This is a genomic window from Citrobacter sp. KTE151 (assembly GCF_000398845.1).
GTDB classification, from domain to species: domain Bacteria; phylum Pseudomonadota; class Gammaproteobacteria; order Enterobacterales; family Enterobacteriaceae; genus Citrobacter; species Citrobacter braakii.
Genome location: NZ_KB976059.1, coordinates 482,091 through 493,718 on the forward strand (window position 1 = coordinate 482,091; position 11,628 = coordinate 493,718).

At 53.1% G+C, this 11,628-nt stretch carries 12 protein-coding genes; 9 read left to right on the forward strand and 3 right to left on the reverse strand.

Annotation, left to right across the window (positions count from 1 at the left end; genetic code table 11):
- Positions 1–4 precede the first annotated feature (4 nt).
- Positions 5–1,522, reverse strand: coding sequence for an L-carnitine/gamma-butyrobetaine antiporter (gene caiT, locus WC7_RS21985; protein ID WP_016151655.1), 1,518 nt, complete (start codon positions 1,520–1,522; stop codon positions 5–7).
- A gap of 481 nt (positions 1,523–2,003) precedes the next feature.
- Here caiT and WC7_RS21980 point away from each other — a divergent pair, with 481 nt between their 5' ends.
- The 9 genes from WC7_RS21980 to folA all read left to right on the forward strand — a co-directional run bounded on the left by WC7_RS21980 (position 2,004) and on the right by folA (position 10,295).
- Positions 2,004–2,774 carry an electron transfer flavoprotein FixA gene (locus tag WC7_RS21980; RefSeq protein WP_016151656.1) on the forward strand — a complete coding sequence of 257 codons (771 nt, stop codon included), beginning with the start codon at positions 2,004–2,006 and terminating at the stop codon, positions 2,772–2,774.
- Positions 2,775–2,789: 15 nt separating this feature from the next.
- Positions 2,790–3,731 (forward strand): electron transfer flavoprotein subunit alpha/FixB family protein, encoded by a 942-nt coding sequence (locus WC7_RS21975; RefSeq protein ID WP_016151657.1) that lies wholly within the window; start codon positions 2,790–2,792, stop codon positions 3,729–3,731.
- Between the two features lie 49 nt (positions 3,732–3,780).
- The gene (locus WC7_RS21970; protein ID WP_016151658.1) at positions 3,781–5,067 is read left to right on the forward strand and encodes an FAD-dependent oxidoreductase; all 1,287 of its coding nucleotides are present in this window, start codon (positions 3,781–3,783) and stop codon (positions 5,065–5,067) included.
- Positions 5,064–5,351, forward strand: coding sequence for a ferredoxin-like protein FixX (gene fixX / locus WC7_RS21965; protein ID WP_000203736.1), 288 nt, complete (start codon positions 5,064–5,066; stop codon positions 5,349–5,351). Before WC7_RS21970 ends, fixX begins: the two co-directional genes overlap by 4 nt.
- 109 nt (positions 5,352–5,460) lie before the next feature.
- Positions 5,461–6,804: an MFS transporter gene (locus tag WC7_RS21960; protein WP_016151659.1), complete on the forward strand. Its 1,344-nt coding sequence runs from the start codon at positions 5,461–5,463 to the stop codon at positions 6,802–6,804.
- A gap of 90 nt (positions 6,805–6,894) precedes the next feature.
- A complete protein-coding gene (locus WC7_RS21955) occupies positions 6,895–7,128 on the forward strand; it encodes a YgdI/YgdR family lipoprotein (RefSeq protein ID WP_003018880.1) in 234 nt (77 codons plus the stop codon).
- Positions 7,129–7,231: 103 nt separating this feature from the next.
- Positions 7,232–7,762, forward strand: a complete 531-nt coding sequence (gene kefF, locus WC7_RS21950) for a glutathione-regulated potassium-efflux system oxidoreductase KefF (protein WP_016151660.1) — start codon at positions 7,232–7,234, stop codon at positions 7,760–7,762.
- Entirely contained in the window at positions 7,755–9,617 is a 1,863-nt protein-coding gene (gene kefC / locus WC7_RS21945; RefSeq protein WP_016151661.1) for a glutathione-regulated potassium-efflux system protein KefC, read from the forward strand. The genes kefF and kefC overlap by 8 nt, the downstream gene beginning before the upstream one ends.
- A 198-nt stretch (positions 9,618–9,815) precedes the next feature.
- Positions 9,816–10,295: a type 3 dihydrofolate reductase gene (folA, locus tag WC7_RS21940; protein ID WP_016151662.1), complete on the forward strand. Its 480-nt coding sequence runs from the start codon at positions 9,816–9,818 to the stop codon at positions 10,293–10,295.
- Between the two features lie 94 nt (positions 10,296–10,389).
- Here folA and apaH read toward each other — a convergent pair whose 3' ends face one another.
- Positions 10,390–11,238 (reverse strand): bis(5'-nucleosyl)-tetraphosphatase (symmetrical) ApaH, encoded by an 849-nt coding sequence (apaH, locus tag WC7_RS21935; protein ID WP_016151663.1) that lies wholly within the window; start codon positions 11,236–11,238, stop codon positions 10,390–10,392.
- Between the two features lie 10 nt (positions 11,239–11,248).
- A complete protein-coding gene (gene apaG, locus WC7_RS21930; RefSeq protein WP_003018867.1) occupies positions 11,249–11,626 on the reverse strand; it encodes a Co2+/Mg2+ efflux protein ApaG in 378 nt (125 codons plus the stop codon).
- Positions 11,627–11,628 lie beyond the last annotated feature (2 nt).

Genomic DNA, 11,628 nt, shown 5'->3' on the forward strand with positions numbered 1-11,628 from the left:
AGAATTACTTGTCTTTCCAGTGCACTTTGGCGTCTTTAATAAAGGACAGCGTCACCATGATGTTGACGAAGAACAGCGGGCATCCTCCGGCGATAATCGCGGTCTGAATCGGCTTCAGCCCACCCAGCGCCAGCAGAACGATACCGATGATGCCGACCAGAACGGACCAGCCGATACGCACTAACAGCGGCGGTTCTTCACCATCGCGGACTTCACGACAGGTGGACATCGCCAGGGTGTAAGAGCAGGCGTTAATCAGCGTCACGGTGGCAATAAAGCAGAGGATGAAGAATCCCCACATGGTGGCGGTGCTGAGCGGTAGAGCAGCCCAGGTTTCGATAATGGCGCGCGCCACACCGTGTTGTTCAATCAGCTGCGGGATATTGAGAACGTTTTTATCCATCAGCAGCAGCGTGTTGCTGCCAAGGACTGTCCACAGGATCCAGGTCGACGCGGTCAGGCCCAGCACCATCCCGAAGCACAGTTCACGGACGGTACGACCACGAGAAATACGGGCCAGGAAGATACTCATCTGGATGGCGTAAATGACCCACCACGCCCAGTAGAAGACGGTCCAGCCCTGTGGGAAGCCGCCTTTACCGATGGCATCGGTATAGAACAGCATGCGCGGCAGATACATCAACAGCATGCCGACGGAGTCGGTGAAGTAGTTCATGATGAAGCTGGCGCCGCTGACGATAAACACCCAGCCCAGCATCAGGAAGCTCAGATAGCTACGCACGTCGCTGGCGATCTTGACCCCTTTTTGCAGGCCGCAGGCCACGCAAATGGCGTTCAATATGATCCAGCAGGTAATGATGATTGCGTCGAGTTGCAGCGTATGCGGAATACCGAACAGATACTGCATGCACTCGGTTACCAGCGGAGTGGCCAGACCGAGGCTGGTACCCATTGCAAAGATCAGCGCCACCAGATAGAAGTTATCGACGATGGTGCCGAACAGCCCTTTCGCATGCTTCTCGCCCACTAACGGTACCAGCGTGGAGCTGGGACGGATGACGTCCATCTTGCGCACAAAGAAGAAGTAGGCGAAAGCCACAGAAAGGAAACTGTAGGTTGCCCACGGCAACGGTCCCCAGTGGAACAGGCTGTACGCCAGGCCCAGCTCTTTCGCGCCCGTGGAGTTAGGCGCGAGAGCAAACGGCGGGGTGGAGATGTAGTAGTAGATCTCGATGGAACCCCAGAACAGCACCGCGGCGGATGTACAGGAAGCGAACATCATAAAAATCCAGCTGGTGGTACTAAACTCTGGTTTTTCGTCGCCTAATTTCTTTTTGGCATACGGGCCAAAGACCAACCAGAACCAACCGAAGAGCATGACGACCATATACCATTCAAATGCCCAGCCCCAGACATTGGTGACATAACTGAATACCGCATTAATAACGACGTTAGCGGCATCGAGATCTCTTACAGTTAGCCAACAAAGTATCCCAACTATTATTAATGGCGGAAAAAAAACCTTCGGTTCAATTCCCGATTTTCTCTTTTCATTTTTCATAAGTGAATTCCAGTGTGAAAACGAAACTTATTTAGCGTGCCCGTGCATGATCGTTTGTTTATTTATTATTAATGATTTGTTGATAACTTTTTAACCTCTGGGAGCGCCTCAGTGAGTAACCCATAATGAGTATTCATATCGGGTGGTTCTGTTATCTTTGTCACACTTTTTTATGCTGAGTAATTCGCTTTAAAATTTGATATTTTTTGTTTTTAATCAATTAGTTGGTTGTGGTTTTTTAACTTTTTTAAGTGACTGGCGTTCAATATTGTTGAACCCGCAGACAATATTGAAAATTTTCATATTTGACGTGACTCTTTCAATATTGGTGAGGTGCATAACACTATTGAAAGTTACGAATTTCAATGTGTGACATTTTCAATATTGGTGATTAAGGTTTTATTTCCGAATTAAAGAGCGTGATATCTGTATTTAACACTGCCGATATAAATACGTTTCCTTCATGATTTCTGGAGATGCAATGAAGATAATTACTTGCTACAAATGCGTACCTGATGAACAGGATATTGCGATTAATAATGCTGATGGTTCACTCGATTTCAGCAAAGCGGATGGCAAAATAAGCCAGTATGATCTGAATGCGATCGAAGCGGCTTGTCAGTTGAAACAACAGTCAGGAGAGGCCCAGGTTGTGGCCATGAGCGTCGGCGGCAAAGCGCTGACCAATGCAAAAGGGCGAAAAGATGTGCTTTCCCGTGGCCCAGATGAACTGATTGTTGTTATTGACGATCAATTTGAGCAGGCGCTGCCGCAACAAACTGCCAACGCGCTGGCTGCCGCCGCGCAAAAAGCAGGTTTCGATCTGCTTATTTGCGGTGACGGTTCTTCCGATCTTTATGCTCAGCAGGTTGGTCTGCTGGTGGGCGAAGCGCTGAACATTCCGGCGATTAACGGCGTGAGTAAAATCCTCTCTCTTACCGACAGCACTCTGACGGTAGAGCGTGAACTGGAAGATGAAGTCGAAACTCTGAGCATTCCGCTTCCGGCGGTGATCGCGGTCTCAACGGACATCAACACCCCACAAATCCCTTCCATGAAAGCCATTCTTGGCGCGGCGAAAAAACCGGTTCAGGTCTGGTCGCCGGCAGACATTGGCCTGAACAGCGCGCAGGCATATTCCGAACAACACGTTGCTGCACCGAAGCAGCGCGAGCGTCAGCGCGTTGTAATTGAAGGTGACGGTGAAGAACAGATTGCCGCGTTTGTCGAGAATCTTCGCAAAATCATTTAATTATCAGGGGATGTTATGAACAAATTTTCCAGTATCTGGGTATTCAGCGATACCCCTTCTCGTCTGCCGGAACTGATGAATGGTGCGCAGGCTTTAGGTGAAAAAGTTAACACGTTTGTGCTGAGTGAAGCGGACTGCGCGACGGCATGCCATTTAGGCGCAGATGATGTCTGGTTACTCAGCGGCAAACCAGAAGAGCGTATGGTCGAAGACTACGCTGATGTGATGGCCGAAACTATTCGTCAGCACAGCGAGGGCGGGGCGGTGCTGCTGCCAAATACGCGTCGCGGCAAGCTGTTAGCGGCAAAACTGGGTTTTCGCTTGTCGGCAGCGGTCTCAAATGACGCCAGTGCAGTCGCCGTGCAGGACGGAAAAGCGGCGGTAAAACATATGGTCTACGGCGGCCTGGCGATGGGGGCAGAAACAATCGCTTCGCCGTTCGCCGTGATAACGCTCAGCAGTGGAACGTTTGACGCGCAGCAACCGGATACCGCCCGCAGCGGCGAGGTGCACAGTGTGTCATGGCAGGCTCCGGCTATAGCCGTTACTCGTACGGCAACTCAGGCACGTCAGAGCAACAGCGTCGACCTCGACAAAGCCCGTCTGGTGGTTAGCGTGGGACGCGGGATCGGCAGCAAAGAAAATATCTCGCTGGCGGAGGCGCTGTGCCAGACGATTGGTGCCGAGCTGGCGTGCTCCCGTCCGGTGGCGGAAAACGAGAAGTGGATGGAACACGAACGCTACGTCGGCATCTCCAACCTGATGCTCAAGCCTGAACTGTATCTGGCCGTGGGGATCTCCGGGCAGATCCAACATATGGTCGGCGCCAACGGCGCGCAGACGATTTTCGCCATCAACAAAGATAAAAATGCGCCGATCTTCCAGTATGCGGATTTTGGCATCGTTGGCGATGCGCTGAAGATCCTGCCTGCGCTGACGGCTGCTTTAGCGCGTTAAACCATTTCGGGCAGGATGCGAAGGTGTCCTGCCGCTGACAGGAGTACGTATGTCCGAAGATATCTTTGATGCCATCATCGTGGGTGCAGGTCTGGCGGGTTCGGTTGCGGCGCTGGTGCTGGCTCGGGAGGGCGCACAGGTGCTGGTTATCGAGCGCGGCAATTCTGCTGGCGCGAAGAATGTCACCGGTGGGCGCATGTATGCGCATAGCCTGGAGAACATCATTCCCGGCTTTGCTGAGCAGGCCCCCATTGAACGCATCATCACCCACGAAAAACTCGCCTTTATGACCGACAAAGGGGCGATGACCATCGACTATTGCAACGGCGAAGACGCCAAATCGTCGCAGGTTTCTTACTCTGTCTTACGCAGTAAATTTGACGCCTGGCTGATGGAACAGGCCGAAGAGGCGGGCGCTCAGCTCATCACCGGTATCCGCGTGGATAACGTTGTGCAGCGCGAGGGCAAAGTCGTGGGCGTGGAAGCCGATGGCGATATTCTGGAAGCCAAAGTGGTGATCCTTGCCGACGGAGTGAATTCTCTGTTGGCTGAAAAGTTGGGTATGGCAAAGCGCGTAGAGGCATCGCATGTTGCCGTCGGCGTAAAAGAGCTGATCGAGTTGCCGAAATCGGTAATTGAAGATCGTTTCCAGTTACAAGGGAACGAAGGGGCTGCCTGTCTGTTTGCCGGATCGCCCACCGATGGGTTGATGGGCGGTGGCTTTCTCTATACGAATGAAACGACCCTTTCTCTGGGACTGGTCTGCGGCCTTCATCATCTGAAAGATGCGAAAAAATCGGTTCCGCAAATGCTGGAAGATTTCAAACAGCATCCGGCGGTTGCCCCGCTTATCGCCGGTGGCAAGCTGGTGGAATATGCCGCGCACGTAGTACCGGAAGCCGGTATAAACATGCAGCCAGAACTGGTGGGGGACGGCGTATTGATTGCTGGTGACGCTGCCGGAATGTGTATGAACCTCGGCTTTACCATTCGCGGTATGGATCTCGCCATATCCGCAGGTGAAGCGGCGGCGAAAACGGTGCTTTCCGCAATGAAGCGCGACGATTTTAGCAAGCAGTCGCTGGAGGAATACCGTCAGCATCTGGACGAAGGCCCAATGCGCGATATGCGCATGTATCAAAAGCTACCCGCTTTTCTTGATAACCCACGCATGTTTACCGCTTATCCGGAAATGGCGGTCAGCATTGCGCGCGACCTGTTCACCGTGGATGGTTCGGCACCGGTGCCAATGCGTAAAAAAATCCTGCGCCATGCGAAGAAAGTGGGCTTCATCAACCTGATGAAAGATGGCCTGAAAGGAGTGACCGTATTATGACATCTCCCGTCAACGTGGACGTCAAACTGGGCGTCAATAAGTTCAATGTGGATGAAGACAGTCCGCATATCATTCTCAAAACCGATCCTGATAAACAGGCGCTGGAGGTGCTGATTAAGGCCTGTCCGGCTGGCCTGTATAAAAAGCAGGATGACGGTAGCGTACGTTTTGATTATGCCGGATGCCTGGAATGCGGAACGTGCCGCATTCTCGGACTGGATACAGCGCTGGAAAAATGGGAATACCCGCGTGGGACGTTTGGCGTGGAGTTCCGCTACGGCTAAACCTGGTGCCGGATGGCGGCTTCGCCTTATCCGGCCTACAGGAACAATGCGTAGGCCTGATAAGCGTAACGTCATCAGGCATTAAGTTAAAATAAAACAGGACATAACCATGCAGCAGCCCAGGAACTTTGATGACATCAAATTCACCTCTATTCACCGCCGGATAATGCTGTGGGGAAGCGGTGGGCCGTTTCTGGATGGTTATGTGCTGGTGATGATTGGCGTGGCACTGGAACAGCTCACGCCAGCATTGAAACTGGATGCGCAGTGGATTGGTCTGCTGGGCGCCGGTACGCTCGCGGGGCTGTTTGTGGGGACGTCGCTGTTTGGCTACATTTCCGACAAGGTCGGGCGGCGCAAAATGTTCATTATCGATATTATCGCCATTGGCGTGATATCGGCGGCAACCATGTTTGTCTCCTCGCCCGTTGAGCTGTTGGTAATGCGCGTGCTGATCGGTATTGTGATTGGTGCCGACTACCCGATCGCCACCTCGATGATCACCGAGTTTTCCAATACCCGCCAACGCGCTTTCTCCATCGGTTTTATCGCCGCTATGTGGTATGTCGGCGCCACCTGTGCCGATCTGGTCGGCTACTGGTTGTATGATGTTGAGGGTGGATGGCGCTGGATGTTGGGCAGCGCGGTGATCCCCTGCATTTTGATCCTGATTGGGCGTTTCGATCTTCCTGAATCGCCGCGCTGGCTGCTGCGTAAAGGTCGGGTGAAAGAATGTGAGGAGATGATGATCAAACTGTTCGGCGAACCGGTGGTGTTCGACGAAGAAGCGCCGCAGGAGACGCGCTTTCTTCAGCTATTTAATCGCCGTCATTTCCCGTTTGTACTGTTTGTCGCCGCTATCTGGACTTGTCAGGTGATCCCGATGTTTGCCATTTATACCTTTGGTCCGCAGATTGTGGGGCTGCTGGGGCTTGGTGCCGGGAAAAGCGCCGCGTTAGGAAATGTGGTAATCAGCTTATGCTTTATGTTGGGGTGCATTCCTCCCATGTTCTGGCTTAATAGCGCGGGCCGACGACCGCTGTTAATTGGCAGCTTCATTATGATGACGCTGGCGCTGGCCGTGCTAGGGTTAATCCCTGATATGGGCGCGTGGCTGGTGGTGCTGGCGTTTGCCGTATACGCGTTTTTCTCTGGGGGACCTGGAAACCTGCAATGGCTATACCCTAACGAACTGTTTCCCACCGATATTCGTGCGTCTGCCGTCGGGGTGATTATGTCCTTAAGCCGTATCGGCACCATTGTTTCAACCTGGGCGCTGCCGGTGTTCATCACCAAATACGGGATCAGTAATGTCATGCTGATGGGGGCGGGAATTTCGCTGATCGGCCTGCTCGTGTCCATCGCTTTCGCCCCGGAAACGCGAGGTCTGACGCTGGCGCAAACCAGCCAAATGACGATCCGCAGTAAACCCGTGACCAGGACGGGTTATTAGGAGTGTTCTGTATTTTCCCTGCAACTCAGTCAGTTAGCCTACAGTTAACGGGTATATCACTGAAAACGACTGAAAAGCAGGGAGAACACCATGCAAAAACATATTCTGATCACCTCTATTTTTACCGCAGCAGCACTGTTCACCGTTGCCGGTTGCTCCTCGAACCAGGCGGTTAAAACGACCGATGGCAAAACAATCGTGACCGACGGCAAACCGCAAGTCGATGATGATACAGGCCTGGTGTCGTACAAAAATGCGCAAACGGGTAAGACGGAACAAATTAACCGCGATCAGGTTAAAGATATGAGCGAACTGGATAACTAGTTCAGTTTTCTCCATTCAACCACTCAATAATATTGACTGTTAGCCTGCGGATTAACTGACTAAACTCACTGTTATTACAATAATGCAGTGAAACAGGCTAATCATGATCCTCATCATTTATGCGCATCCCTATCCGCAGCACTCGCATGCGAATAAGCGGATGCTTGAACAGGCAAGGATGCTGGAGGGCGTGGAGATCCGCTCGCTCTACCAGCTCTACCCCGACTTCAATATCGATATTGCCGCAGAACAGGATGCGCTGGCGCGCGCTGATTTGATTATCTGGCAGCATCCTATGCAATGGTATAGCACTCCTCCCTTACTCAAGCTGTGGATGGATAAGGTCCTTTCGCACGGTTGGGCGTATGGCCACGGCGGGACTGCGCTCCACGGTAAACATCTGCTGTGGGCAGTGACGACCGGCGGCGGCGAAAACCACTTTGATATTGGCTCCCATCCCGGATTTGATGTGCTTTCCCAGCCCTTACAGGCAACGGCGCTCTACTGTGGCCTCAAATGGCTGCCGCCGTTTGCGATGCACTGTACGTTTATCTGTGATGATGAAACTCTGCAGGCGCAGGCGCGTCATTACAAACAGCGTCTGTTGGAGTGGCAGGAGGTTCATCATGGATAACCATACGCTAATACAGGCGCTGATTTATCTCGGATCGGCGGCGCTGATTGTCCCCATTGCCGTGCGACTGGGGCTAGGATCAGTGCTGGGGTATCTCATCGCAGGGTGCATTATTGGACCATGGGGTCTGAGGATGGTGACCGACGCTGAATCAATCCTGCATTTTGCCGAGATCGGCGTGGTGCTGATGCTGTTTGTCATCGGTCTGGAGCTGGATCCGCAACGTTTGTGGAAACTGCGGGCCTCGGTGTTCGGTGGTGGTGCGCTGCAGATGGTGGTATGCGGCGGTCTGATTGGTTTGTTCTGTATGTTCCTCGGCCTGCGCTGGCAGGTAGCGGAACTGATCGGCATGACGCTGGCGCTTTCCTCCACGGCTATTGCTATGCAGGCGATGAATGAGCGGAACCTGATGGTTTCGCAAATGGGACGCAGCGCGTTTGCCGTGCTGTTGTTCCAGGATATCGCCGCTATTCCTCTGGTGGCGATGATCCCATTACTTGCGGCGAGCGGAGCATCGACAACGCTTGGGGCGTTTGCGCTCTCCGCCCTTAAGGTGGCGAGCGCCCTGGTGCTGGTGGTGTTGCTGGGGCGTTATGTGACGCGTCCGGCCTTGCGTTTTGTCGCTCGTTCTGGCCTGCGGGAAGTATTCAGTGCCGTTGCGCTGTTCCTCGTTTTTGGCTTCGGTCTGCTGTTGGAAGAGGTTGGACTGTCGATGGCGATGGGGGCGTTCCTGGCTGGCGTGCTGCTGGCAAGCTCTGAGTATCGTCACGCGCTGGAAAGCGATATCGAGCCATTTAAAGGGCTGCTGCTGGGACTGTTTTTCATCGGCGTCGGGATGTCTATCGACTTTGGTACGCTGATTGATAATCCCTTGCGCATTATCATTCTGTTGGTCGGTTTCCTGGTTATCAAAACCGTCATGCTGTGGCTGATAGCGAAACCCTTACAGGTGCCGAACAAGCAGCGCAGATGGTTTGCCGTGTTATTAGGGCAGGGCAGTGAGTTTGCCTTCGTGGTGTTTGGCGCGGCGCAAATGGCAAACGTGCTTGATCCTGATTGGGCGAAATCGTTGACGCTGGCGGTGGCGCTGTCGATGGCGGCGACGCCGATTTTACTGGTAATTCTGACGCGTCTGGAAAAATCGGCGACCGGTGAAGAGCGGGAAGCAGATGAAATCGACGAGGAACAACCTCGGGTGATCATCGCCGGGTTTGGGCGATTTGGTCAGATAACCGGTCGTCTGTTGTTGTCAAGCGGGGTCAAAATGGTGGTTCTTGATCATGACCCGGACCATATCGAAACGCTGCGTAAATTCGGCATGAAGGTTTTCTATGGCGATGCGACGCGGATGGATCTGCTGGAGTCTGCCGGGGCGGCTAAAGCTGAAGTTATTATTAACGCCATTGATGATCCGCAAACCAGCCTGCAACTGACCGAAATGGTGAAACAGTATTTCCCGCATCTGCAAATTATTGCCCGTGCGCGCGACGTGGATCATTACATCCGCCTGCGCCAGGCTGGCGTGGAGATGCCGGAACGTGAAACCTTTGAGGGCGCGCTGAAGACCGGACGTCTGGCACTGGAAGGTCTTGGGCTTGGACGCTATGAAGCGCGTGAGCGGGCCGATGTATTCCGCCGCTTCAACACGCTGATGGTTGAGGAGATGGTGAAAGGGGAAAATGACGCAACGTCCCGCGCGGCGGTATATAAACGCACCAGCGAAATGCTGAGTGAAATTATTGCGGAAGATCGTCAGCACTTATCATTAATTCAACGCCATGGCTGGCAAGGCACGGATGAAGGTAAGCATACGGGCGACGTCGCCGATGAGCCGGAAGTGAAACCGTCAGCATAGGGTAAAAAATGTGATGTTCTGCAAACTTTACTGCTAATTGGCTGTTTTTGAACTACTGTAATGCTGGCGTACCACCTTAAATAGGTCGGTTCGCCAGCAGAACGGAAAATTTTCATGCTCATCCTCTTTCCGCCAGTCGACGAAAGATTGCGCTTTCCGTATAGTGGCGACAATTTTTTTGTATCCGGGAAACATTCAATGATCAGTCTGATTGCGGCGTTAGCGGTAGATCGCGTCATCGGTATGGAAAATGCCATGCCATGGAACCTACCTGCCGATCTCGCCTGGTTTAAACGTAATACCTTAAACAAGCCGGTTGTCATGGGACGCCACACGTGGGAATCCATCGGGCGACCGTTGCCAGGGCGTAAAAATATCGTCATCAGCAGCAAGCCTGGCACCGACGATCGCGTGCAGTGGGTGAAGTCTGTTGAGGAAGCGATCGCGGCCTGTGGCGATGAACCTGAAATCATGGTTATTGGCGGTGGGCGTGTGTATGAGCAGTTCCTGCCGAAAGCGCAAAAACTGTATCTGACACACATTGATGCGGAAGTTGAAGGGGATACGCATTTCCCGGACTACGAACCGGATGACTGGGAATCGGTGTTCAGTGAATTCCACGATGCTGACGCGCAAAACTCCCACAGCTACTGCTTCGAGATTTTGGAACGTCGTTAATGTGGATGCCTGATGGCGTTGCGCTAATCAGGCCTACAGATTGCACATTCGTTTGCCGGATAAGGTGTAAGCACCGCCATCCGGCAGACGACTATCAGGCGTTGACGGCCTCGCCGGGATCCAGATTCAGATGGCGATTTGATGGCTGTACAAAGTACTGTTTGTCTTCCCAGCGCAGACAGGTGAGATCCCCGCCCCAGCAACACCCCGTATCTAACGCGTAAATACCTTCTGGCGTGCCTTTGCCCTCCAGCGATGCCCAGTGCCCGAATGCAATGCTATAGGCTTCACTGACAGGCCCAGGAATGGCAAACCACGGCTTCAGCGGGGCAGGCGCATCTTCTGGCGACTCTTTGCTGTACATATCCAACTGACCGTTGGGGAAGCAGTAACGCATGCGGGTAAACGCGTTGGTAATAAAACGCAGGCGCGCCAGCCCCGTCAGCTCCGGGGTCCAGTTATTTGGCATGTCGCCGTACATGGCATCAAGGAAGAATGGATAAGAGTCGCTCGACAGCACAGCTTCAACATCGCGAGCACAGTCCTTCGCCGTCTGCAGATCCCACTGTGGGGTAATCCCTGCATGCGCCATGACGAGTTTCTTCTCTTCATCAACCTGCAACAGCGGCTGGCGACGTAGCCAGTTAAGCAGCGTGTCAGCATCCGGTGCCTCAAGCAGCGGCGTGAGCCGGTCTTTCGGTTTATTACGGCTGATGCCAGCAAACACGGCCAGCAGGTGTAAATCGTGATTACCGAGGACTAACCGTACGCTGTCGCCAAGCGATTTAACGTAGCGCAAAACGTCTAACGACCCTGGCCCACGCGCGACCAGATCGCCGGTGAGCCATAAGGTGTCTTGTTCTGGATTAAAGTCAACCTGGTGCAGCAAGGCTACCAGTTCATCGTAACAACCGTGAACGTCGCCAATGAGGTATGTTGCCATAGCTATTGTTTTAATGAATGAGTGTAGGAACGGCGAGTCGGAACACGGGAATGTCGATGGTAAAGGCGATCCCTTGCTCATCGATCATTTCGTAATGACCCTGCATGGTGCCCAGCGGTGTTTCAATCACCGCACCGCTGGTGTACTGGTACTCTTCGCCAGGTTCGATGTGGGGCTGAACGCCAACCACGCCTTCGCCCTGAACTTCGGTTTCACGGCCATGACCATTGGTGATCAACCAATAACGCCCCAACAGCTGCACAGGCGCTCGCCCCAAATTGCGGATAGTCACGGTATAAGCAAAAACGTAACGTTCATCATCAGGTGAGGATTGCGCCTCAATGTAGACGCTTTGTACCTGAATGCACACTCGGGGCGAATTGATCATGT

What these genes read in the sequence shown, in the direction of transcription:
- caiT (WP_016151655.1), bottom strand. Translation starts at nt 1,522, where the DNA reads ATGAAAAATGAAAAGAGAAAATCGGGAATTGAACCGAAGGTTTTTTTT.
- WC7_RS21980 (WP_016151656.1), top strand. Translation starts at nt 2,004, where the DNA reads ATGAAGATAATTACTTGCTACAAATGCGTACCTGATGAACAGGATATT.
- WC7_RS21975 (WP_016151657.1), top strand. Translation starts at nt 2,790, where the DNA reads ATGAACAAATTTTCCAGTATCTGGGTATTCAGCGATACCCCTTCTCGT.
- WC7_RS21970 (WP_016151658.1), top strand. Translation starts at nt 3,781, where the DNA reads ATGTCCGAAGATATCTTTGATGCCATCATCGTGGGTGCAGGTCTGGCG.
- fixX (WP_000203736.1), top strand. Translation starts at nt 5,064, where the DNA reads ATGACATCTCCCGTCAACGTGGACGTCAAACTGGGCGTCAATAAGTTC.
- WC7_RS21960 (WP_016151659.1), top strand. Translation starts at nt 5,461, where the DNA reads ATGCAGCAGCCCAGGAACTTTGATGACATCAAATTCACCTCTATTCAC.
- WC7_RS21955 (WP_003018880.1), top strand. Translation starts at nt 6,895, where the DNA reads ATGCAAAAACATATTCTGATCACCTCTATTTTTACCGCAGCAGCACTG.
- kefF (WP_016151660.1), top strand. Translation starts at nt 7,232, where the DNA reads ATGATCCTCATCATTTATGCGCATCCCTATCCGCAGCACTCGCATGCG.
- kefC (WP_016151661.1), top strand. Translation starts at nt 7,755, where the DNA reads ATGGATAACCATACGCTAATACAGGCGCTGATTTATCTCGGATCGGCG.
- folA (WP_016151662.1), top strand. Translation starts at nt 9,816, where the DNA reads ATGATCAGTCTGATTGCGGCGTTAGCGGTAGATCGCGTCATCGGTATG.
- apaH (WP_016151663.1), bottom strand. Translation starts at nt 11,238, where the DNA reads ATGGCAACATACCTCATTGGCGACGTTCACGGTTGTTACGATGAACTG.
- apaG (WP_003018867.1), bottom strand. Translation starts at nt 11,626, where the DNA reads ATGATCAATTCGCCCCGAGTGTGCATTCAGGTACAAAGCGTCTACATT.